This window comes from uncultured Winogradskyella sp., from assembly GCF_947498345.1.
Lineage (GTDB): Bacteria > Bacteroidota > Bacteroidia > Flavobacteriales > Flavobacteriaceae > Winogradskyella.
The window spans coordinates 52,050-75,937 of the sequence record NZ_CANMJY010000012.1 but is presented as its reverse complement, the minus strand read 5'-3'; the positions used below and the strand labels follow the sequence as shown (position 1 = coordinate 75,937).

Sequence of the window (23,888 nt, the reverse complement as noted above, 5' to 3'; positions counted from 1 at the left end):
GATTTGGGTTATTTCTTTTCTAATAGTGCCATATAAAAACCGTCATAGCCAGATGTATGAGCTAAAATTTTTTTATCCTTTACAAGTTTAAAGTCCTTTCCGTTTTCCGAAGTTAAGAAATTATCAACTTGTTTTTCATTTTCTGATGGCAAAATAGAGCAAGTGGCATACACCATTTTTCCTCCAGATTTAACCATTTTAGAGTATTGTTGTAAAACATCAGTTTGAGTTTGCTTTATTTGCTTTATAAACTCAGGCTGTAATTTCCATTTAGCATCTGGATTACGTCTTAAAACACCTAAACCAGAACATGGAGCGTCTATTAATAAACGATCGGCTTTACCATATAGTTTTTTAATAGGTTTAGTAGAGTCAATGACTTTCATTTCAATATTGTGTACACCGTTACGACGTGCCCTAATCTTGAGTTTTTTTAATTTACTTTCGTAAATATCCATGGCAATGACCTGGCCTTTGTTTTGCATTAAGGCTGCCAAATGCAATGATTTTCCACCAGCACCTGCACAAACATCAACAACTTTCATACCTGGTTTTACATCTAAAAAGTCAGCTACGAGTTGAGAAGAAGCATCTTGTACTTCGAACCAACCATTTTTAAAAGCTTCGGTTTTGAAGACATTTGCTCGCTCTTTTAATTTTAAAGCATAAGGATGGTCAGGTAAAGTTTCTGTTTCTATATCTTCTGATTGAAGTTTGAGTTGTAAATCTTTTTTCGTCGTTTTTAGTGTGTTAACTCTAAGAATAACATCGGCTTGTTCGTTTTGTATTGCGATTTCTTCTGTCCAGATGTTTTCGCCAAGTTCTTCAACACCTAAGTTATCCATCCAATCAGGTATACTTTCGCGATATTTCCTGATTTTAGATAACTCATCAAAACGGCCTTTAATTTTTCGGGTTGGTGTGTCTGTAAAGTATTTCCAATCGGGTAGTTTAATTCCTTTTAACGTTGCCCAAACTGCAAAGATACGCCAAAGATTATCTCTATCATACGGAGCTTTTACATTAGAGATTTCTGCATAGAGTCTTTGGTAACGAACAATACTATAAACCGTTTCTGCTACGAAACTTCTATCTCTGCTTCCCCAACGCTTATCACGTTTTAGTAATTGCTGTATAACTTTATCTGCATATTCACCTTCATTGAAGATTTTGTGCAAACCATCAATTACTGCAAAGCATAGGTTTCTGTGTAGTCGCATTTTTTATTAATTTTCAATCTCTGTTTTTAGTCTGAGTTTCCCAATATATAACATTAGTTGAGTAGATATAGGCAATTGCTTATTGCGATGGTAAACTGCTGACTTATAAAGAGCATGCAAAGGTAATATAAAAGTTGAGATACGAAGCTGTTGATGTTATAAAGTGTTACCTTTTGCTGAAAATTATTTGCGCAAGTTTTTTGTTGTGATGGCATCTAAACAAAATTGTAGTAATTCTAAAATAGGTTTGACAGAAGCGACCATAATTGAACAATTAAAGTTGAAAAACACTCAAGTGTTTTCTCATCTTATAGACTGTTATCAGCAAAAAGTTTTTGGCACTTGCATATCTTTTGTGCCAAATAAAGAAGATGCTGAAGATTTGGTACAAGAGGTGTTTGTAGAAGTTTTTAATTCTATTAATAAATTTAAAGGTAATTCTAAATTATCGACGTGGATCTATAGAATAACAACTAATAAATGTCTGGAATTTATTAGAAAGCGTAATACAAAGAAACGTTCAGGTTTTTTAAAGCCTCTATTTAGTGATGATTTTTCAATAGATAAAACGAATTATTTTACTGAGTTTAATCACCCAGGTTTTTTATTAGAAAAAAAGGAGTTAAATGAAGCCTTGTTTAGGGCTATTAATAGTTTGCCAGAAACTCAGTCACTAGTTTTTACATTGCACAAAGTTGATGGTAAAAGTTATCAGGAAATTGCAGAGATAACAGAGAAGAGTCTGTCTTCAATAGAATCTGTAATGTTTAGGGCTAAGAAAAATCTGCAAAACGTATTATATAATTATTATAAAAATGAATTTTAGCACAAGTTATCGTCAACTTATGCATCTAAAAAACAAAATGATATGATGTCTAATTCTGAAATTGATAAGAAAGTAAAAGCAACTTTAGATTCGATGCAATCTATAGATGAAGTTAAGGTTTCCCCTTTTCTAAAGGATAGAATATTGCATCAAATTGATGCTTTTGAGGATCGCCAGGAATCATCTTGGTTATGGTTTACACCAAGCCTTCAATTAGCAACCTTAATAGTGTTTATGGTGCTAAATGTATATGCATATATCAACATAAACTCAGAAGCATATAATTCATCGATAGATGAGTTTACAGAGACATATGGTCTAGGTGAAGAAACTGACACCTTTATTTTTTAATTTATCTCATTATGAAAAAACAAACTTTACTATACGTTTTATTAATCTTTTTGATTATTTCTAATGGCTTTTTTCTCGCTCGCTATCTAGGTAAACCAGATAGGAGAGGACATAAACCAGAATCATTTATTATCAAGAAATTGAATTTTGATCAGCAGCAAATGAATGATTTTCATTCTATGAGTGATTTACACTTTGATAAGATGAAATCTATTTCTAAAAACATAAGAAGTTTAAAAAAGGAGATGTTTTCAAAAGTTTCAGATAAAAGTGTATCACAATCGTATTTAGATTCCATTACAGATTTAATTGCTACTAAAGAAAAAGAAAAGGATTTAGAAATATTTAGCCATCTTCAAAAGGTTAGAGAACTATGTAACGAAGAACAAAAAGAACGCTTCACTAAAATTGTAAGTGATGCTATGGATAGGCGAGGACATAGAGGCAAACATGGAGGAAGAAATTAAACTATTTCAGTTTGGTAAAATTAATATACTGTGGTGTATTAACTATATATAACTAATAGCAGATTTAAAATTTGATTGATTACTGTTAATTTGAAAGGCTTTACGGGTTTCTCGTAAAGCTTTTCTATTTTTAGAGAAAATTGTGAATAATGAAAAAATCAATTTTAATTCTTTTGATAGCCTCAATTATTGGACTTGGAAGTTGTGGTATAAGAAAATATGAGGAACGTTTTAATAGATTATATAGCGGTTTTAATAAAGTGGAAATTGAAACTTTAGTAGAAGACTCTCTTTTAAATGTAAGGGCTTTAGAAATAAATGAAGGAAGAGTTGTTGCTGCAACCTCTTCAGGAAAGATTTTCCGAAGCATTTTGTCCTACATGTCAGATTTTGAAGAAGCAAATTACTGGTCTCAAACCGAGGATACTATAGTGCCAAGTAATTTTAGAGCCATAGCTTTTCAGGGAGATTATACTTATACCTTGTCAATTGGAAATCCAGCAAAATTATTTCAAGATGGTAGCTTGGTTTATTTTGAGAATAACGAAAAGGTGTTTTACGACTCTATAGACTTCTGGAACGATAAAGAAGGGATTGCTATTGGAGACCCAACAGACGGTTGTATGAGTATTATTATAACGAGAGATGGAGGTAACAGATGGGCAAAACTATCTTGCGATAATTTACCAAAAGTTAAAGAAGGCGAGGCCGCCTTTGCTGCAAGCGATACTAATATTGCTATTGTTGGTAATCATACCTGGGTAGCAACAGGAGGTAAAGTAAGTAGGATTTTATACTCACCAGATAAAGGCAAAACATGGCAGGTTTTTGAAACACCAATTGTACAAGGCAAGGAAACCACAGGTATGTATTCTGTAGATTTTTATGATAAATACAATGGTTTTGCCATTGGAGGAGACTACACCAAACCCAATGATACTTTGGCTAATAAAATTAGAACTAAAGATGGTGGTAAAACTTGGCAAGTAGTTGCAAATGCTACAGGACCAGGTTATAGAAGTTGTGTGCAATATGTACCAAATAGCAATGCCAGGAAATTAATAGCTATAGGATTTAAAGGTATAGATTACAGTAATGATGCAGGAGATACTTGGAGACACATAAGTGACGAGGCCTTTTATACCATACGATTTTTAAATGATTCTGTCGCTTATGCAGCTGGCAAAGGACGCATAAGCAAACTAACTTTTAGAAACTAAAAAAGAAGCCTTTAGGTCTCTTTTATTTAGTTTCTATTACGTCTATGCTTTTCGCGCATGTCTCTTAGTCTTTCTAAAAGTTTTCTGTTAAACTGGTCTTCTGCGGCTTTAAGTAGCATAATTTTTTTAGATGATATAACTTTTTTTAAATCTTCAACCAATTGTAGTTTGGCTTGATGCATATCGTTTTCCGTTTTAATTAATTGTTCTAATAGCTCATCAGCACGCTTATCTGAAACATTACCTCCTCGCATTTCTTGTTTTATAGGCCTTAAAACATCAGATTTTATTTTATCTACTTTGGTCTCAAAAGCATTATAAATAGGCCAAAATTGTTGAGCCTCTTCAGTAGTTAAGCTTAATTTTTCAGTAAGGAATGCCACTTTTTGCGTTTTAATACGCTCTTTCATTTTTTCACCTCCTTGAGCAAAACTAGATATGCTAAAAAATAGTAATAGTATTGGGATTAATCGTTTCATTATTATAGTATTTATTTTTATTCTAAAAAGGATTCTAAATCTGTATTTTCTAAAAGATAATTTTCCAGGTTATCTTCTTCATATGGTGTTTCAGTGATTATAAAATCATCCTCTAACAAATCTACATCAGATAAAAGTTGTGCCAACTCATAACTGTCTAAATCTCTATCTTCTAAATAGGTTTCTACAACTTCTATAGATAACGATTCATAATCTGTGTCTTGAAAGAATATGGCAAAAAGTAACACTAAAGATGCGGCAATACCAGCAACGTAATAAAAATATTTTCTAGCTCTTAACTTTACAATTGGTATTTCTTTAGTGCTTATTGTATTAAATACCTTATCTTCAATAGAATCAAAGTAATTCTTCGGAACAGTATAGCCAGAATCTTTAACACCTTCTATAGGTTCTTCTTCAGATAGACGTTCAAAGAGTTTATTTTCAAAGGACTCAAAGTAGTCGTCAGGTGTTTTATATCCAGTAGTTTTTATATTATGTAGTTTATCTTTTTTCATGGCCGCTTTCCTGATTATAGGAAATCTTTTATGTTTATAATTCTATGACTATAAATTAGTAAAATAGTTTAATCAGACCTTAAAAAGGTTTCTATTTTCTTTACAGCGATATGGTATGATGCTTTTAGTGCACCTTCACTAGTTTCTAAAATATCTGCTATTTCTCTATATTTTAAATCATCAAAATATTTCATGTTAAAGACTATTTGCTGCTTTTTAGGTAAAGTAGCAATAGCTTTTTGTAGTTTTAGTTGAATCTCGTCTCCTTCGAAATATACATCTGCAGTTAAATTGTTAATGGCGTAATTTTGATGCTCTTCATTTGTAATATGTAAGCGCTTAGAATTCTTATTGATATGCGTAATAGACTCGTTGGTAGCTATTCTATATAACCAAGAGTACAGTTTGCTCTCACCTTTAAACTTATCAATACTTCGGTATACTTTAATAAAGGTGTTCTGTAGTACGTCGTCAGCATCGTCATGAGTTATTACAATCTTTCGTATATGCCAATATAAGCGTTCTTTATAGAGTTTCATAAGCGCTCTAAAAGCTGCTTCTTTAGATTTTGGGTCTTGAAGTTGTAATATGAATTCTGATTCGTTAATCAAGTAATTTGCTTTGGTATTTAGACTGGTTAAATTACTAAAAGTTTAATGTATAAAAATTTCAAATTAAGCGCAATATGTTGTTGATTGATTATCAGTGTTTTATAAAAAATTAATTCGATTAAAAGCAAAAAAACACGATAAAAAGCATTTTTTTCTTGTTTAGTAGCATTATTTATTATATGTTTGACACAGCTTAACCTATTAACTGTTATCAGTTTCCCCAAATCTGGTAACAAAATGAGAAGGGTGCATGTAAAAGTGCACCCTTTTTTGATTTTTAAAACGGTATCTATTTAGCTGATATATTTGCAGTTATCACGATTTTATTTTTAGTATACAATAGAAATATTGTACATTAGGCTGTTATATTATAAGATTTAATTGCGATGAAAATACGTTCCCTACTTTTTTCAATGATGTTTCCTATGTTCATTTTTGCTCAAGTTGGTATTGGTACCACAACACCAGGTGCGCAGTTAGATGTAGTTACAGACGCTACGGCTACATCAGAACGAAAAGGATTACAGGTAGATGTTAATAGTACTTCTGCATCTACGACTCAAAGCACTTTTTCACTTCATCTAACAAACTCAAGTACTCCTGCAATTGGAGGAGCAGCAGAGAAGTTTGGTATATATAATAATGTTTCGGGCGCAGGTACTGCTAATCGTTACGGTATATTTACTGAGGTATTTAAGCCCACCTCTGGGGCAACAACAACAGATATGTATGGCGTTTATGCAGCACTTGGGCAGTCTACAGGTGTAAATAGTAATAGCTATGGACTATATGCAGATATAACAAATGCCGGCAATACGGCAAATATCTATGGTGTATATAGTACAGTGAATGGAACAGCCGCTAATGACGATATTTATTCAGGGTACTTTTTAGGAGGTAAGTTTTCTATAGGTCAAACAACTACAGATAATTATATTTTGCCTGAAAGCAGAGGAACAGATGAGCAAATTATGCAAACTGATGCTACTGGAAATGTAACTTGGGAGGACAAAAATGATAACTCTGATTTATCATTGGTTAGAGCTCATCTTTCTGGGACTTATAATCAATCCGCAACAGGTGCAGGTTGGGCTAATATTGATTTTGATACTGAAGATTTTGATACTAATGGCGAGTTTAATACAGCAACCAATACCTTTACTGCTGGTACAGCAGGTTATTATCGTATAAATGCAAGTTATCATACGACTTCCCAATCTAACACAAATTATTATGGGATAGCTATTTATGTTAATGGTACATTAGAAGCTGAATCTACATATAATCATCATAATACAGGTGATGTAATGAGACAGGTTGATTGTTTAGTTTTTCTCTCAGCCACAAATACTGTTGAAGTAAGAATCAGAGCAGAAAGTAATGCTGTTGATATCGATGGATTTTCAGGAAAAACTTATATGGAAATTCAACAGGTAAAGAAGAACTAGTCAAAACTCTGCATTTCTACCAGTTTCTTATACACACCATTTTTTGATATGAGTTCTGCGTGCGTACCTTGCTCTGCGATTTCACCTTTTTGCATCACTACAATTAAATCTGCATTCTGAATAGTAGATAATCGGTGAGCGATAACAATAGAGGTTCTATTTTTCATCATGTTCTCTAAAGCATCTTGCACCAGACGCTCACTTTCTGTATCTAAAGCAGAAGTAGCTTCGTCTAATATCATGATGGGTGGATTTTTTAAAACTGCACGAGCAATATTAACACGTTGCTTTTGACCACCAGAAATTTTACCTCCAGAATCACCGATATTAGTATGAATGCCTTTAGGTAAGTCTTTTACAAATTCCCACGCATTGGCAATTTTTAGTGCTTCTATGATTTCGTCTTCAGTAGCATCTTCTTTGCCAACCTTTAAATTATTTGCTATAGTGTCGTTAAACAATATTGAATCTTGATTAACCAGGCCAATAAAACCTCTGAGAGATTTTTTAGAAAGATTTTTTATGTCTTCACCATCAATAGTAATACTTCCTTTATTTACATCATAAAAACGAGTCACTAAATTTGCTATAGTACTTTTACCGCTTCCCGATTGTCCTACAAGTGCTATCGATTTCCCTTTTGGGATTATTAAATTAAAGTTTTTTAAGACGTATTGATTTTCATACTTAAAAGAAACATTGTCTAGAGACATTTGATTTTCAAAACTTTCTTTTTCAATAGGGTTTTCTATTTCTAGTACTGTATTTTCGGTTTCAATAAACTCCAAAATCCTGTTTGCTGCTCCATCACCCCGTTTTACTCTATAACTCGCTTTTGCTATAGCTTTCGCAGGTGTTAAGATGTTATAAGCTAAAGTTATATAACCTACAAAAAAACTTGCATCCATGGTTTTATCTACAAAAACAAGATAACCACCGTAAACTAATAAAACACCGATGACAATTATTCCTAATAATTCACTTAAAGGTGAAGCAAGATTTTGCCTGTTTAATAATTTATTAGAATGTTTGTAGTATCTTTTGTTACTGTCTTCGAACTTTTTAGCAAACATTTTTTCAACGTTAAAAGCTTTAATTATCCTTAGACCCCCCATAGTTTCCTCTAAAACGGATAAGAATACTCCTTGTTCTTTTTGAACCTTTAAAGACCCCTTTTTTAATGATTTGCCAATTCTAGAAATAATTAAACCAGAAATAGGTATAAAAATCAGAACAAATAGTGTTAGTTTTAGACTAAGAACAAGCATAGTGATTAGAGAGAACAATATGGTTAATGGTTCTCTCACAATCATTTCAAGGATCGCCAAAAAGGAATTCCTTACTTCGTTTACATCAGCACTTACTCTAGATATAGTATCGCCTTTTGTTTTTTCAGAGTAAAATGCTAATTGAAGGTTTACTATTTTGTCATAAAGTTTATTTCTGATATCTTTTAGTACACCATTTCTTAGAAATGTAATGAAATACATGGCTAAATAATTAGAAATATTTTTAAGTAAAAACATACTTATTATAATGCCTACCATCATCATAAGGACTTTGAAGTCACCATATTTTTCTATGTTATCTACTATGAAATAATTTAGATATTCTTCGCCATATTTTTTTAAGTTTAACCATCCTTTCCATATAGGTTCTTTGGTTATTATACGTTGATCACTAAAAATGACTTTAAATACAGGAATTAAGGCAATAAAAGATAGCGTGCTAAAAAGAGCATATAGAACATTAAAGAAAATATTTAGATACGCATATTTCTTATATGGTAACGCAAAAGGTATAAGCTTTTTTATGTAATTCATTGATTATAAATTCATATCCTTAAGGATAGCATCAATCTTACTTTCCAACAATTGCTCCGTTTCTTTAAAAGCAGACACATTGTCAAGGTTTGTATTCACGCTTATGTAAAACTTAATCTTTGGTTCAGTACCGCTAGGTCTTAAAGCAATTTTGCTTCCATCCTCAGTGTAATAGATTAAAACATTGGACTTAGGAATATTTATTGTTTCTTCTATACCATTAATCCTGTCTTTTGCTATAGATAATTGGTAATCTTCAACACGTATTACTTTAGATCCATTAACTTCGCTTAAAGGATTTTGACGTGCATCAATCATCATCTGTTTAATTTTGTTAGCTCCCTCAATGCCTTTTTTGGTTAACGATACTAAACGTTCTTTATAAAACCCATGCTCAATATATAAATCGATTAGCTTTTTATACAGTGTTTTTCCTTCGGCTTTTGCTTGCGCAGCAATTTCGCATGCCAAAAGTGTAGAAGTTACAGCATCTTTATCACGAACAAAATCGCCTACCATAAATCCAAAACTTTCCTCACCACCACCAATAAAATCCAGCTCTGGATAATCTTTTATCATTTTAGCAATCCATTTAAAACCTGTAAGACCAATTTTGCATTCCACATTATAAGCCTTGGCTAAAACCGACATCATTGGTGTAGATACTATAGTAGAGCCTATAAACTGGTTACCATTTATTTTTTCTGAACTTTTCCATTGCTTTAATAGAAAATCCGTCATCAAAATCATGGTTTGATTACCGTTAAGAATCACTAATTCATTTTCGAGGTTTCTAACCACAACTCCAAGGCGGTCGCAATCTGGATCTGTACCAATAACGATATCTCCATCCACTTTTTCTGCCAACTTCATGGCCATTTTTAATGCTTCAGGTTCTTCTGGGTTTGGAGAAACTACAGTAGGGAAATCTCCATTAGGATCTTTTTGTTCTTCAACGATATTAACCTTTGTGTAGCCAGCACGCTTTAAAGTTTCAGGAATAGACATAATCGATGTGCCATGCAATGATGTAAAGACAACATTTAGGTTCTCTCGAGCTTTAGAAGAAGTGTTGAAACTTCCATTTTTTACAGAACTTTCAATAAAAACATCATCAACATCTTTTCCTATATAATTAATTAGATCATTATTAGCTTCAAACTTAATTTCGGAATAATCTAAACTGTTGATTTCTGCGATAATTTCTGCATCTTGAGGTGGAACCAACTGTCCACCATCTTGCCAGTAAACCTTGTAACCATTATATTCTGGTGGATTGTGTGATGCGGTTAACACAATACCACAATGGCATTCTAAATGTTTTAATGCAAAAGACAGCTCTGGTGTTGGTCTTAAGTCTTCAAAGAGGTATACTTGTATGCCATTAGCAGAAAAGACATCGGCAACTACTTTGCCAAACGTTTTACTGTTATGTCTGCAATCGTAAGCTATGGCTACTTTTACTTGTTTATCGGGAAATGATTGTTTTAAATAATTACTTAAACCTTGTGTATTTTTGCCTAGGGTGTATTTGTTAATACGGTTGGTCCCTAATCCCATTATACCACGCATTCCACCTGTGCCAAATTCCAGGTCTTTATAGAAGCTCTCTTCTAAACCTTTAGGGTCAGAAGCAATCATATGTTTTATTTGGTCTTGAGAATCCTTATCAAAGGTTGGAGTTAACCATGAATTGACACGTTCTAAAATTTCAGGTTTTATATAAATCATTTGTAATCGTAGTTATAGTACAAAAGTAAACATTTCGATTTTTGAAGCTTAAAATTAGCCTTATAATTTAAAGATATTACCCTAAATTAATCTGTGCTTTTATATGATAACGCTGTTGTTGACGTTTAGAGCGTAGAATGAGTTCTCCTAAAAACCCGGCAATAAAAAACTGCGAGCCAATAATCATCGTAGAAAGTGCAATGTAGAATTGTGGTCTATCAGTAATTAAACGACCAGTTGGATTAAAAAACAATTTGTCTAAACCTAAGTATAAGGCAAATCCAAAACCTATAATAAACATAACAACACCAAGTGCACCAAAAAGATGCATTGGTCGTTTACCAAATCGTGAAACAAACCAAATCGTAATTAAGTCTAAAAACCCATTGATAAAACGGTTCATGCCGAATTTAGTTTTACCATATTTACGAGCCTGATGCTTTACGATTTTTTCGCCAACCTTAGTAAAGCCAGCGTTTTTGGCCAACACAGGGATATAACGATGCATTTCGCCATAAACATCAATATGTTTTACAACAGCATTACTGTAAGCTTTAAGCCCACAATTAAAATCATGTAATTTTACACCAGATGTGCGTCTGGCTGCCCAATTAAATAATTTTGAAGGCAGATTTTTTGTAATTACAGAATCGTAACGCTTTTTTTTCCAGCCCGAAACCAAATCGTAGCCTTTATCTGTTATCATATTGTACAGCTCAGGGATTTCTTCTGGATTATCCTGTAAGTCGGCATCCATAGTAATGACGACATTTCCTATGGCCTTAGCAAAACCTGCATGTAGTGCCTGTGACTTCCCGAAATTTTTTAAAAAGCGAATGCCCTTAACATTTTGGTTAACACCAGAGAGCTCAGAGATTACCTTCCAGGAATTGTCGGTACTACCATCATCAATAAAAAGAATTTCGTAAGAAAACGAATTGGATTGCATCACTGATACAATCCAATCGTGTAGTTCTTTTAAAGATTCTTCTTCGTTAAGTAGCGGTATAACTACTGATATATTCATATTGATGAGGTCAAAATTCTAGACTTCAAAAATAGAGAAAATTTTTAAGCAGCGTCAGGATCTTTCTTTTTCATTATTAATGCTACAATTAGACCAATAACAGCATAGAAAATAAGCCCTTTTGCTATATTGTATAATTGAGAGCTAATGCTCATCGCATCTTCTTCTGCTGCTTTTGCCATTGCTTTGTTTATTTCACTTTCTGGCGCTCCCATACTTTCCATAAAAGCCCTGGCTTTTTCCATGCCTATTTCTTGTAACATTGTTGCTGCATCAGGGTCAATAAATCCAAATAAAACAATAGATACTAATGAGCTTATAATCATGCCTATAGCAACTGTTATAAAATATGAAGAGAATGCTTGTTTAAAACTCATAAAACCGCCGAGAATACTTTTAGCTTTTGCAGTAGATATAATACCAAAAACTATAGCTACTAATGGTAGTAGTAAAAGCATAATCCAAAAATTAACAAGGAGTTCTATATTTAGGGCATAAGCAATAATGGTAAATGCAGATAATATTAAACCCAGATACATTCCGTAATTTAGTGACGAAGACTTTAATGATTTTTCCATAATTAAGATGGTTTTTTAGTTAATTGCTTAGTTAGTAACCAAAGGTAGTGATTTGTTACATCAAATTTTGAAAATAAAAATTATTAAAAAGATTGTACATTTATAAAAAATACTTAAATTTGCACCTCGAAAAAATCGAATTATTTTAAAGCATTTAGTGATGAAAGCAGGTATACATCCAGAAAATTACAGAGTAGTAGCGTTTAAAGATATGTCTAACGATGACGTATTTTTAACGAAGTCTACAGCAGATACTAATGAAACTATTGAGGTTGACGGTGTTGAATATCCATTAGTAAAATTGGAAATTTCTAGAACATCACACCCATACTACACTGGTAAATCTAAATTAGTAGATACTGCTGGTCGTATTGATAAATTTAAAAGCAAATATGCTAAGTTTAAAAAATAAGCATAGCTTACCAATAATCGAAAAAGCCTTTCTAATAACAGAAAGGCTTTTTTGTTTTCTATAATTAGGCTACTTTTATGCTATAATTGAGTCAATTTAAGGCTTCTAACTTCAAACTTTATAATGAATTATATATTATTCGACGGACCACATCGTAACCATCTTTTACCATTTACTTACACAAGACCAGTTGCAGATATTAGAGTTGGTATTTTAACTATTCGTCAGAAATGGGAATCGTATTTAGAATATACAACAACTACTGTGACTGAAGATTATCTTTCCGATAAATTTCCTATGGTAGAAATGGAAGATAATATTATGATAAATGCGTCTTTTTTACCTAATATGGAAGTTGTGGCATTGGTAAAGAATTTAAAACATAACCAAGCACTATTTAGAGGAGAAGATGTTATTGCATTCTTTACAAAAGAAGGTGAGGAAGTTAATGATTTTTCAAACTTCGATGCTGTAGAGTTCGATGGGGATGTTTTAACTATAGAACATACATGGGATATTTTTTCAAAAAATGGTGATGCTATTCAAGAAGATTTTGCGCTTATAACAAAAGGTAGAAAGTCTGAGCCTATTCCCGCTACGGTAAATACGATTAACCCAGAACATATTTTTATAGAAAAAGGGGCTACTGTAAACTTTGCTACACTAAATGCCAGTTCTGGTCCAATTTATATAGGACGAGATGCTGAGATTATGGAAGGCTCTGTAGTAAGAGGCCCTTTAGCACTATGTAATAATGCTACCTTAAAATTAGCGACAAAGATTTACGGGCCTACAACTGTCGGACCCTATAGTAAGGTTGGCGGTGAAGTAAATAATTCGGTATTGTTTGGCTATTCTAACAAAGGGCACGATGGATTTTTAGGAAATTCTGTTTTAGGGGAATGGTGTAATTTAGGTGCAGACACAAACAATTCAAATCTAAAGAATAATTATGCCGAAGTACGGCTTTGGGATTACCAAGCAGGGAGGTTTGCTAAAACCGGATTACAATTCTGCGGTCTTATGATGGGAGATCATAGTAAATGCGGTATTAACACTATGTTTAATACTGGTACGGTTGTTGGTGTAAGTGCTAATATCTTTGGAAGTGGTTTTCCCCGCAATTTTGTACCAAGCTTTTCTTGGGGAGGAAGTAAAGGTTTTGTCACCTACAAAACCAATAAAGCTTTTGAAGTAGCGCAAGTTGTTATGGACAGACGTAAAGAAGAGTTTACAGATAAAGATAAGGCTATTTTAGAGCATGTTTTTGAAGAAACAAAGCAATATAGAAGAGAATAAGTTATGTTAAGAACCAAATTTACAGCACTACTTTTATTAACCTTAACCTATGGATTTTCACAAAGTGAAGATGTTGAGGTAAAAAAGCTTAAGGTTAATACCAAACTCGATCATTTTGCTGCACGTGTTGTTGGTGATAAACTATATTTTAGTCATAATCTTACGACTAAACGTGGAAGGCCAATAAAGGATAGATATGATGGATTTATCTATATTATGTACGAAGCACCATTGAGTGAAGATGGAGAGATTAATAATGAAAAACCTGTAGAAAAGACAGAGCTTGGCCGTTTTAATATGTCCTCTGCGACATTTTCTAAAGATGGTAAATACATGTACTTTACCACCAATCATCAAGGTAAAGGTACAAACAAATTGAAAGGTATTGAAACCTATAATTTACAGATTCAGCGTGCAGAATATGTTGAAGGACAAGGCTGGACAAATTTTGAAACCTTACCATTTTGCTCACCAGATAATAATTATGCACATCCAGCGCTAAGCCCAGACGGTTCTACTCTCTATTTTATTTCTGATGTAAAAGGAGCAAAAGGTAAATCTGATTTGTATAAGGTATCTGTTACTGACCATAAATCTTATGGAGAAATTACCAGTTTAGGTGAGACTATTAATTCTTCGCGTACAGAGATTTTTCCTTTTATAAGCGCAGATAACAAGCTGTATTTTACATCTAATAGGCGAGGAGGAAAGGGAGGTTTAGATATTTACGTCTATGACTTAAATTCTACGGATAAAGATCAGATTCCTGTCTCTTTAGATGAACCTGTAAACAGTAGAGGAGACGATTTTTCTTTTTTCTTAAATGATAATTTAACGACTGGTTATTTGTCTTCGAGACGATTAAAAGGAGAAGGTGGTGATGATTTGTATTATTTTGAGAAGTTTTAGTTTATAATTTTTATTCTGCATTAAAAAGGGCGTTTACCTAATTCATATTAATAGTTCACTCATTCTAAATTTTAACTATAAAGTATCAAAAGTAATTTAGATGTGAATTTAGAATTTAAGAATTATGAAGAAAATATTTTTTTCCATTGTAGCTGTTATTTCTTTAATACAAAATGTAAATGCTAACAGTCCACAGGTTCCTGATTACATTATTTTCAAAAGAGACACAATAGCTGTTTACAACCTATTAGTTGAAAAATACTTTGACAACCTTAAGAAAGAAAACAATGGGGAATTATTTGGACTTAAATTCAGGGAAAGTTCTACTACATTTTGTTGGCGTGGATACCAAGCTGTATATGAAATTGATGACGACAGCCTATTCGTCAAGCATATAATATATTGTGGGGAATTATTTGATGGAAATAAGCTTAACATAAAAGACTCTAATAAGAGACTAAAAGAGTTTTTTAAAAACAAAGTAAATAATAATAGAGTTTTCGTAGACTGGTATTCTGGAAGTTTGAACTTGCCAAAAGAAAGCTTATTGAGGTGGGATGGAGTTTTTCATAAGACATTTGAAAAAGAAACATCTATTGATATTGGTGCTGGAGAAATCATGAGTATTTCTATAATTGAAAATTATGTAGATGCCTTAGATAGAATTAATAGAAAATATAATGATACTGTTTCAAAGGTATTGCATAATGAACTTAGCAAGTTGAATTGGAATAGCGAAAAAGATTTCGATTGTTCAGAAAAATACATTGTAACAATTGGAAAAGATGGAGAGGTAAGTGATGTTATTATGTCAGAATATCAAACAAGAGATGAAATAAAAGAGTTTTGGGATAGGAAAGAGTATAATTATTGTCTTAAAACTGTTCGAAAAGGATTAAAAGATTTAAAGTTTGATATTTTGAAAATGGACGGTGTATCCATAGAAGAAAGTTATTATGTGGAAATCTGGATTATAGACAATGGAAAACTCGATGAATGGAGTGATTACTAAAAATCATTACTATTTGTTAATATGTTTAATTACTAGTTTTAAACTTTCTAACACCTTTCAGCTCCAACAAGTTCGTCGCATTAATCCCAAGCCCTTTAACCTCTTTTCTGGTAAATCTAACCACTTCGTCATAGAACATTGGCACAATAGGGGCAGAGGCCATCACTAAAGAATCCATTTGGGTATAAAGTTGCTCTCGTTTTGTTATGTCCGTTTCGAGATATGCCGCTTCGTACATAACATCAAATTCACTACTTTTAAAATGTGTGTAATTTGGTCCATTGGGAGCAAAATTTTTACTGTAATACAGGGATAGGTAGTTTTCCGCATCAGGATAGTCGGCAATCCAACTGGCTCTAAAAAAATCTAATTGCCCATTGGCTTTAGCATCTTTTAAACTCGATGCTGGTATCACATCTACATTAACATTGATTCCAATTTTCTGTATCTCACGTTGAATAAATTCACAAAAACTCAGATAATTACTTGTTGTAGTTAAGGTCACTTCAGGGTTTTGGATTCCAGTTTCAGACTTAAATTCTGCGACTAATTGTTTTGCTTTTTCTGGTTGATAACTAAAACCTATAGAATCATCAAAACCTGGTAATCCTTTAGGAATAAATCCACCAGACGCAGGAATACCAATACCATTTCTAAGATAGGTCATCATTTTCGCTCGGTCAAACCCTAAGTTAATTGCTTTCCTAAGTTTTAGAGCCTGTAGCTCTTTAACTTCGGTTTCTATAAAAAATGCCAGATATTCGGTGTTAAGGTATGGACCGCGAATCATATTAACATCATCTGTATAAAGCGCTCGTAGCTTACCATCAGACGTTAAAATTTCATCTTTATATGAAGCATCTAATCCCGACACAAAATCAATATTACCTTGAGCAAATTGTAAAAATTCACTTTGCTTATCTGGTAAAAACGTTATGGCTATAGCTTCAAGATATGGCAGAGGTATTCCTTTACTATCGGTTTCAAAATAATTGTTATTCCGTCTAAAAACAAGCTTTATATTTTCTTCCCAACGCTTAAATTTAAATGGTCCTGTACCTATGGGATTAGACCTGAAATCATTTCCATAATGCGTAACAATTTCTTTTGGCACAACAGAACAGTATTTCATAGTTAGCAAACCTAAAAATGCAGGAAAAGGCTGTTTTAACCTAATTTGAAACGTAGAATCATTTAGAGTAGAAAAGCTTTCGACCTTATTTAAAACCCAACTTCCAGGTGAGGCTAAAGCTTTATCTTGTAGTCTATTGAAACTGTATTTAAAGTCAGACGCCTTTACAGTTCTTGTTGAATCCTTTCCAAACAATTCATGTTTATGGAAAAGTACATCAGTTCTTAATATAAAGGTATAGGTTGTAGCGCTGTCAGAAATTGCCCAGTTTTTTGCAATACAAGGTTGTACGTTCAGTTGATCATCCATTTGCACCAAACCATTAAACAACTGATGTGTTGCCCATATATCTGCCAGATCTTTTGAGAATGCAGGGTCTAGTGAGCCTATGTTTTTATGCTCGTTATACCTAAAGACGAGGTGATCTTTACTTGATTTTTTATTTGATTGGCAAGAAAGTAAAACTATGCTAAGTGTTATTAGTGTTAAGTATTTGAATAAGAATCTAATGGGCTTTAGCATATAATTAATAAGTTGTAAATTTGCCAACTTGGTAAAAATACAAGAATGAATCCAACAAAAAAAGTCGCATTTTATACCTTAGGTTGCAAGCTCAACTTTTCAGAAACTTCTACTATTGCCAGAAGTTTTAAAGACGAAGGGTTTAATCGTGTAGACTTTAAGGAAAAAGCAGATATCTATGTGATTAATACCTGTTCAGTTACTGAAAATGCTGATAAGCGTTTTAAAACTATTGTTAAGCAGGCCCAAAAGATAAATCCTGAGGCTTTTGTAGCTGCTATAGGTTGTTATGCACAATTAAAACCAGAAGAGTTGGCAGATGTTGAAGGGGTAGATTTGGTTTTAGGAGCTACAGAAAAATTTAAGATTACAGATTACCTTAACGACTTAACCAAAAATGATTTTGGTGAAGTACATTCTTGTGAGATCGAAGATGCTGATTTCTACGTTGGTAGTTATTCTATTGGTGACAGAACAAGAGCTTTTTTAAAAGTTCAGGATGGTTGTGATTATAAATGTACGTATTGTACTATCCCACTTGCCAGAGGAATCTCTCGTAGTGATACCATGGAAAATGTATTAAAAAATGCCAAAGAAATTTCTGAGCAAGGAATCCGGGAAATTGTACTTACAGGTGTAAATATTGGTGATTATGGCAAAGGAGAGTTTGGGAATAAAAAGCACGAACACACTTTTTTAGACTTGGTGACTGAGCTAGATAAAGTTGAAGGCATAGAACGTTTGAGAATCTCTTCTATTGAGCCTAATTTGCTAAAAAATGAAACGATTGATTTAGTTTCTAAATCGAGGGCTTTTGTGCCACACTTTCATGTACCATTACAAAGTGGAAGCAATGCTATTCTTAAAAAAATGAAGCGTCGCTACATGAAAGAATTGTACGTAGACCGTGTGTTAAAAATCAAAGAAGTGATGCCACACGCTTGTATTGGTGTGGATGTTATTGTGGGTTTTCCTGGAGAAACTGACGAGCACTTTTTAGAGACGTATAATTTTTTAAACGAACTCAACATTTCCTACTTGCATGTGTTTACCTATTCTGAACGTGATAATACTGAAGCGGTTGAAATGCGAGGAGTAGTGCCGAAAAATGTAAGAGCAAAACGTAGCAAAATGCTAAGAGGTTTATCTGCTAAAAAGCGCAGAGCATTCTACGAAGCACAATTAGGTACTGAACGAACCGTTCTGTTTGAAAGCGAAAACAAAGAAGGGTATATTCATGGATTTACCGAAAACTATGTAAAAGTGAAAACACCTTGGAATCCTGAGTTAGTCAATACGCTTCATCAAGTCGATCTTACTCAGATAGATGAAGACGGTTTAGTAAGATTTAATTTTGTTAAAGCACCGATTTTAGATTAGAATTCCTTGTCCGGAAATTGTAAAGTTTTAATTTTTTGGTAAACATATTATCTAGATGGTATAAATCCATAATGGATGATTCATTATGCCTATGTCTGTATTCTAAATAGTTTATAATGGTATATATGTTACCAGTAATGCTTGTATTACAAATAGTATTATAAACGGAATAAACAAATACCCAATTACATCTCTGGCTTGTATTTTAATCCCCTTACCCATTACAGGGAAAACAATTAAAAGAAAAAAGGGTTGTAGTAAATTGCTAAGGCTTTCGCCATAGGCCACTGACATTGAAACTCTTGCTATCATGGCTGTAATCTCAGTAGAAGAGAGGTTGGTACCTAATTCTTGTACCATGGTTATAATGCTTGGGCCAATTACAGCAAACTCACCACCTGCGGAAGGAATTGCAAAATTGATAATGCCACCAGCTAAATATGAGATAAAAGCATACGATTCTGGTGTGGCAATAGATACCAAAATGGTACTGATTTTTTCGCCTAAGCCAGAGGTTATCATAATACCCATAATACCTGCATAGAATGGATACTGAAATAATACTCCTGAGATATTACTACTAGCGCGTTTCATTGCTATACTGTAACGCATTGGCGTAATATGGAGTAGCATTCCGATGACAAGGAATATAAAAATCATGATATTTAGGTTGAGCTCAAATCCTTTGTTGTAAAAATAATAGATGATATAAATGGCCCCTAAAAGTGCTACGCTAATTTGTAACCAGCCAGCATTATTTAAGGCATCAGAAACAGCTTTAAAAGGTAGTTTATAAGATAATGCCTCTTCTTTTACAGAATCTTCGTCACCTTCAGAATCTGTTCTTAAATCTTTAAGCTCCTTTCCAGTAAAAGATTTTGGAATTAATGCCCAAATAAGTATTGGAGATACAACAATGAATAAAAGAAGCATTACAAGGTTTAAGTTAGATCCCAAACTAAAGCTGGTAGAAATGGTGTCATTAAGAATTCCTTTTTCAATTAAGAAGTTGTTTTTGGTATTAAGTAATAGGGCAATAGAACTCGATAAACCGCAGACCCATCCATTAAAGGAAAAATACACACAAGCAACTAAAAAAGGGTAATGAATGCCTTTAATACGTATGGCTAATTCTCGACCTAAAATGGCTGTGATTACTACCATACCAAAGCTAATTAAGGATAATAAAGCACCAAGTGCAATGATAATTAGATAAACTTGTGTAGGTGTTTTAATGAGTTTAGCAATATAATCTATACTTCTTTTTACAGGTGAGGATTGTGCAATGCAGTACGCAGTTATAATAATTAAAACGATTTGCATCCCAAAGGATAGTAAATCCCAAAACCCTGAGTACCATCCTTCTAAGATTATGATTCCTTTGTCGCTAAAATTATCGGCCTTTACTGTAAATAGTGCAAAAACACCAGTAATTAATGTTAATAGAAGCGCAAAAACATAAGCGCTTGGCATATATTTAGTAAAGCCATCTGTAAATTTCTGTCCTAGTTTGGTGAGCATTATCTGTTAAGTTCGTTTAGACTAAGATAGAAGTTTTCTAGAATTGTTCTCTAACTTTTCAGGACTCTTAATAATACGTTAATTAACATTATCGAGAATTTCTTTAACAAGTCCCTAACAGTCATGCATTTATAATCCTACTAACTTGGTGGTACTACTAATCAAAATATATAAAAATGAAAACAACAATTACTTCTTTTGTAGTGTGTTTGTTGCTAAGCATTTCTTTTACAGCAACCGCGCAGTTAGATACACCTCGAGGCAGTCAAATGGCTTCTGTTATTCAGCGTGTAGGAACTACTGATATTACAATCACCTATTCTAGACCAAGTGTTAACGGACGCGAAATTTGGGGGAAATTAGTCCCTTATGGTATGAATAATTTAGGTTTTGGAACCTCTAAAGCGGCTCCGTGGAGAGCTGGCGCTAATGAAAATACAACAATAACATTTACGCATGATGCTAAGGTAGAAGGTAAGTCTATAGAGGCTGGTACTTATGGTTTACACATCAATGTAAAAGATGCAGATAATGCTACTATCATTTTATCTAAGGATAAAGATGCTTGGGGAAGTTATTTTTATGATCCAGCTAATGATGCATTAAGAGCAGATGTAAAACTTAAAGCTATTGATCACACAGAATTGTTAACTTATAGTTTTGATGAAGTGAAAGCAAATTCAGCTACGGCATCATTAAAATGGGGAAAGAAAGCTATTCCTTTTAATGTAGAGGTTAACGTTGCTGATGTTGTTTTGAAAGATATAAGAGCACAGTTTAAAGGGCAAAAAGGGTTTACAAGACAAAATTGGGAACAGGCAGCAAACTTTGCTTTGAACAATGGTGGTAATCTAGACGAAGCCTTAGGTTGGATTAACTCGGCGTTAGAAGGTCAGTTTTTTAGTCAAAAAACGGTTAATGGCTTAGCGATTAAAGCTCAAATTCTGCAGAAAAAAGGAGATATGGAAGGTTTTGGAAAAGCTATGGATGAAGCTGTAACTATGGCTAATCCTAACCAAATTAATAGAATGGGCTATGCAATGATCAACGCTAAGGATTATGATAGGGCTATAAAATATTTAAGCATTAATGTAAAGAATGATCCTGAAAATGCTAATTGGCACGATAGTTTAGGTGAAGCTTATATGGCTAAAGGTGAAAATAAAACAGCAATAAAGTACTTTAAAAAGTCACTGGCATTAAACCCACCAGCCAATGTAAAAGCAAATTCAGAAAAGAACTTAAAAGAGTTAGGAGCTTTGTAAAATATTCATCAGCAAAAACACGTACAGTTGTGTTTTAAAAGGTCTGGTCGTTGTTGGTGCCAGGCCTTTTTTTAATTATATTTTCTTTAAAAACGCTAAGACAATTTCCCAGTTATCATCTACGTTAGCGTTAACACGTTTTTCAACCAACATAGAAGATCCATGGATTCCATGTTCAGCAATATAAGTCTGATGTCCATACTTTTCAGCCAGATTAAATTGGATAATGGAGCTTTCTCGATGCATTTCTCTTTTGGGTCTTAAGAGCAATAATGGTTTTTTGTTTTTTTCTAAATATGAGTTTGGGTGGCATTTAGCTACTGCATTCCCTGTTGATGGGGAGAAGGCTAATATTGCATCTACATCTTTTGCGTTTTTGCTACTTAACTGTATAGCCAAAGCTGCGCTATAACTACTGCCCCATAATATTTTTTTTCCAGTATAGTTGCTTTTAATTGCATAATCTAAAGTAGCTTCTAAGTCTGGATAAGCTTCACAATAATCAAAGTCCTTCTTTATTGAATTCATTATTGTTCTATTATAATTTCCATAATATAAAGAGCCTCCAACACGTTGGTCAATGGTTATAATATTATAACCATTGCTTAAAAGCTTTTGCTTAATGTCTTTATACTCTCCTCGTGAATTAGAGCCTCCTTGATGAAACAAAAGAATAGTTGGGTATGTTTTGTTGATAGTATATGAGTCTCCATAGACAGTTACGCTATCTTTTGTTTTAAAGTGTATCGCTTTATGCTTTATTCTTTGATATTTTCTTTCGTAAGTTAAAGCCCAGTAGTTACCATAATCGGTGGATAAATATGATGAAAATTCAAATGCATCTTCACTTATAATTGTCATTTTATATTTTGATTGCAGCTTCTTTTTTTCAATATCTCTATACCATAATAACTCAATAGAATTATCTTTAATTTTGCCATTAAATAAAGAGAATGAGCCATGTTCAGAATCTACCGTTGACATCTGTGCATTTGAACGGTCCAAAGTCATTAAATTCATATTTAGGGCATATGGATGATTTTTATAACTTCCCGAGAGATTAATAGTAACTCCACAACCATCTATATTCGGTTTTGTGATTGCATAACCAGTATTATTTTGATAAACATCTATAGCGGTGCGGTCTTTTGTATTTACAAACCAAGTGCCTATGATTGGTTTTAAATTATCAAAACCTTTGTTATTACAAGAGTATTTTTTTTGAGGTTTTAAATTGTTTAAACTTGCGTTCCAAATCTTAATTGAATTGTCAGGTGAGCCACTAGATGAAACCAATAAACCGTTAGAATATGATATTCCTGAGACATAAGAAGTGTGACCATTAATACTAGAAATATAGTTGCCATCAGTATCCCAAAAGGATATAGATTTATCTGCACTGCTAGATATAAAAAAGTCTTCGTTTTCAACGAGTTCAATATCAGTTACTATGTCTCCATGAGCATCTATTTTTTTTATTAATTTATCATTAATAAAATCTGTAATAGTAATTTTTCCATCACGATGCCCAGCCATTACATAATTTTTGTTTTCCAAAATTGCTAGAGTTCTTATACCAGAATCATGAGGCTCTATAGACTTTATTAAATCACCATTAAGGCTCCATACTTTAATTGTCTTATCCCAACTACCAGTAATAATATATTTCTTTTTAGCATAATACTTAATATCATTAACTTGTTTTGAATGACCAATTAGAGTAGTCTTTGCATTCTCATTTCTTTTCCAGATGTTTACAGTTTTATCTCTACTGGCTGTACTTATAAAATCGTCTTGTTGATATATTTTTATTGTAGCATCATTATGTACTTTCTGCTTTTTTAATAAGTCTCCATTATCATTCCATTGGTAAATATTTCCGCTGTAATCAGCAGATATAATTGATTTGTGTTTATCGTTGTAGCTTATGGAAGATACGGCATGATCATGCCCTTTAAGTTTAATTATTTTTCTGGTATCTGCATGCCATATGTAAGCAATAGAGTCTTTACCAGCATACAATATCTTTGAATTGTCTTTAGAGATTTCCACATCATAAATAGTACTATTGTGAACTATTGTGTCTAATGGTAGTTGAGCAAACATTAAGCTGTTTAATGCTAAAAACAGTAACAGA

22 protein-coding genes are annotated in these 23,888 nt (G+C 33.0%); 11 read left to right on the top strand and 11 right to left on the bottom strand.

Annotation, left to right across the window (positions count from 1 at the left end; all coding sequences use genetic code 11):
• Nucleotides 1-8: 8 nt before the first annotated feature.
• Complete coding sequence (locus Q0912_RS15140) at nt 9-1,220, bottom strand: RsmB/NOP family class I SAM-dependent RNA methyltransferase (RefSeq protein ID WP_299116630.1); 1,212 nt, start codon at nt 1,218-1,220, stop codon at nt 9-11.
• Nucleotides 1,221-1,428: 208 nt separating this feature from the next.
• Between Q0912_RS15140 and Q0912_RS15135 the strand changes: the two genes are divergently transcribed.
• From Q0912_RS15135 to Q0912_RS15120, 4 genes are all read left to right on the top strand, one after another.
• A complete protein-coding gene (locus Q0912_RS15135) occupies nt 1,429-2,046 on the top strand; it encodes an RNA polymerase sigma factor (protein ID WP_299116628.1) in 618 nt (205 codons plus the stop codon).
• 42 nt (nt 2,047-2,088) lie between these two features.
• Complete coding sequence (locus Q0912_RS15130; protein WP_299116626.1) at nt 2,089-2,397, top strand: hypothetical protein; 309 nt, start codon at nt 2,089-2,091, stop codon at nt 2,395-2,397.
• Nucleotides 2,398-2,408: 11 nt separating this feature from the next.
• Nucleotides 2,409-2,864 (top strand): hypothetical protein, encoded by a 456-nt coding sequence (locus Q0912_RS15125; RefSeq protein ID WP_299116624.1) that lies wholly within the window; start codon nt 2,409-2,411, stop codon nt 2,862-2,864.
• Between the two features lie 149 nt (nt 2,865-3,013).
• A complete protein-coding gene (locus tag Q0912_RS15120) occupies nt 3,014-4,084 on the top strand; it encodes an oxidoreductase (RefSeq protein ID WP_299116622.1) in 1,071 nt (356 codons plus the stop codon).
• 26 nt (nt 4,085-4,110) lie between these two features.
• On the opposite strand, the gene Q0912_RS15115 is transcribed toward Q0912_RS15120, so the two are convergent.
• The 3 genes from Q0912_RS15115 to Q0912_RS15105 all read right to left on the bottom strand — a co-directional run bounded on the left by Q0912_RS15115 (nt 4,111) and on the right by Q0912_RS15105 (nt 5,692).
• The gene (locus tag Q0912_RS15115) at nt 4,111-4,563 is read right to left on the bottom strand and encodes a sensor of ECF-type sigma factor (RefSeq protein WP_299116620.1); all 453 of its coding nucleotides are present in this window, start codon (nt 4,561-4,563) and stop codon (nt 4,111-4,113) included.
• Nucleotides 4,564-4,580: 17 nt separating this feature from the next.
• Entirely contained in the window at nt 4,581-5,081 is a 501-nt protein-coding gene (locus Q0912_RS15110) for a hypothetical protein (protein WP_299116618.1), read from the bottom strand.
• A 68-nt stretch (nt 5,082-5,149) separates the two neighbouring features.
• A complete protein-coding gene (locus Q0912_RS15105; protein WP_299116616.1) occupies nt 5,150-5,692 on the bottom strand; it encodes an RNA polymerase sigma factor in 543 nt (180 codons plus the stop codon).
• A gap of 386 nt (nt 5,693-6,078) precedes the next feature.
• On the opposite strand from Q0912_RS15105, the gene Q0912_RS15100 reads away from it, so the two are divergent.
• Nucleotides 6,079-7,140, top strand: coding sequence for a hypothetical protein (locus Q0912_RS15100; RefSeq protein WP_299116614.1), 1,062 nt, complete (start codon nt 6,079-6,081; stop codon nt 7,138-7,140).
• On the opposite strand, the gene Q0912_RS15095 is transcribed toward Q0912_RS15100, so the two are convergent.
• The 4 genes from Q0912_RS15095 to Q0912_RS15080 form a co-directional block, all read right to left on the bottom strand.
• Complete coding sequence (locus Q0912_RS15095) at nt 7,137-8,963, bottom strand: ABC transporter ATP-binding protein (protein ID WP_299116612.1); 1,827 nt, start codon at nt 8,961-8,963, stop codon at nt 7,137-7,139. The two genes, Q0912_RS15100 and Q0912_RS15095, sit on opposite strands and share 4 nt — an antisense overlap.
• A 3-nt stretch (nt 8,964-8,966) precedes the next feature.
• The gene (locus Q0912_RS15090; protein ID WP_299116610.1) at nt 8,967-10,694 is read right to left on the bottom strand and encodes a phospho-sugar mutase; all 1,728 of its coding nucleotides are present in this window, start codon (nt 10,692-10,694) and stop codon (nt 8,967-8,969) included.
• A 76-nt stretch (nt 10,695-10,770) separates the two neighbouring features.
• Entirely contained in the window at nt 10,771-11,721 is a 951-nt protein-coding gene (locus Q0912_RS15085) for a glycosyltransferase family 2 protein (protein WP_299116608.1), read from the bottom strand.
• Nucleotides 11,722-11,765: 44 nt separating this feature from the next.
• Nucleotides 11,766-12,299: a DUF4199 domain-containing protein gene (locus Q0912_RS15080; RefSeq protein ID WP_299116606.1), complete on the bottom strand. Its 534-nt coding sequence runs from the start codon at nt 12,297-12,299 to the stop codon at nt 11,766-11,768.
• Between the two features lie 160 nt (nt 12,300-12,459).
• On the opposite strand from Q0912_RS15080, the gene Q0912_RS15075 reads away from it, so the two are divergent.
• The 4 genes from Q0912_RS15075 to Q0912_RS15060 all read left to right on the top strand — a co-directional run bounded on the left by Q0912_RS15075 (nt 12,460) and on the right by Q0912_RS15060 (nt 15,931).
• Nucleotides 12,460-12,711 (top strand): type B 50S ribosomal protein L31, encoded by a 252-nt coding sequence (locus Q0912_RS15075; RefSeq protein ID WP_299116604.1) that lies wholly within the window; start codon nt 12,460-12,462, stop codon nt 12,709-12,711.
• Between the two features lie 123 nt (nt 12,712-12,834).
• The gene (locus Q0912_RS15070) at nt 12,835-14,010 is read left to right on the top strand and encodes a GlmU family protein (RefSeq protein ID WP_299116602.1); all 1,176 of its coding nucleotides are present in this window, start codon (nt 12,835-12,837) and stop codon (nt 14,008-14,010) included.
• A gap of 3 nt (nt 14,011-14,013) precedes the next feature.
• Nucleotides 14,014-14,919, top strand: a complete 906-nt coding sequence (locus Q0912_RS15065) for a hypothetical protein (protein WP_299116600.1) — start codon at nt 14,014-14,016, stop codon at nt 14,917-14,919.
• A 124-nt stretch (nt 14,920-15,043) separates the two neighbouring features.
• Entirely contained in the window at nt 15,044-15,931 is an 888-nt protein-coding gene (locus Q0912_RS15060) for a hypothetical protein (protein WP_299116599.1), read from the top strand.
• A gap of 25 nt (nt 15,932-15,956) precedes the next feature.
• Here Q0912_RS15060 and Q0912_RS15055 read toward each other — a convergent pair whose 3' ends face one another.
• Nucleotides 15,957-17,585 (bottom strand): ABC transporter substrate-binding protein, encoded by a 1,629-nt coding sequence (locus Q0912_RS15055; protein WP_299116598.1) that lies wholly within the window; start codon nt 17,583-17,585, stop codon nt 15,957-15,959.
• 45 nt (nt 17,586-17,630) lie between these two features.
• Here Q0912_RS15055 and mtaB point away from each other — a divergent pair, with 45 nt between their 5' ends.
• The gene (gene mtaB, locus Q0912_RS15050) at nt 17,631-18,965 is read left to right on the top strand and encodes a tRNA (N(6)-L-threonylcarbamoyladenosine(37)-C(2))-methylthiotransferase MtaB (RefSeq protein ID WP_299116596.1); all 1,335 of its coding nucleotides are present in this window, start codon (nt 17,631-17,633) and stop codon (nt 18,963-18,965) included.
• Between the two features lie 111 nt (nt 18,966-19,076).
• On the opposite strand, the gene Q0912_RS15045 is transcribed toward mtaB, so the two are convergent.
• Entirely contained in the window at nt 19,077-20,486 is a 1,410-nt protein-coding gene (locus Q0912_RS15045) for a TIGR00366 family protein (protein WP_299116594.1), read from the bottom strand.
• Nucleotides 20,487-20,662: 176 nt separating this feature from the next.
• Between Q0912_RS15045 and Q0912_RS15040 the strand changes: the two genes are divergently transcribed.
• Nucleotides 20,663-21,751 carry a DUF2911 domain-containing protein gene (locus Q0912_RS15040; protein WP_299116592.1) on the top strand — a complete coding sequence of 363 codons (1,089 nt, stop codon included), beginning with the start codon at nt 20,663-20,665 and terminating at the stop codon, nt 21,749-21,751.
• A 75-nt stretch (nt 21,752-21,826) separates the two neighbouring features.
• Here the strand turns inward: Q0912_RS15040 and Q0912_RS15035 are convergent, their stop codons facing one another.
• Entirely contained in the window at nt 21,827-23,857 is a 2,031-nt protein-coding gene (locus Q0912_RS15035) for a hypothetical protein (RefSeq protein ID WP_299116590.1), read from the bottom strand.
• Between the last annotated feature and the right edge of the window lie 31 nt (nt 23,858-23,888).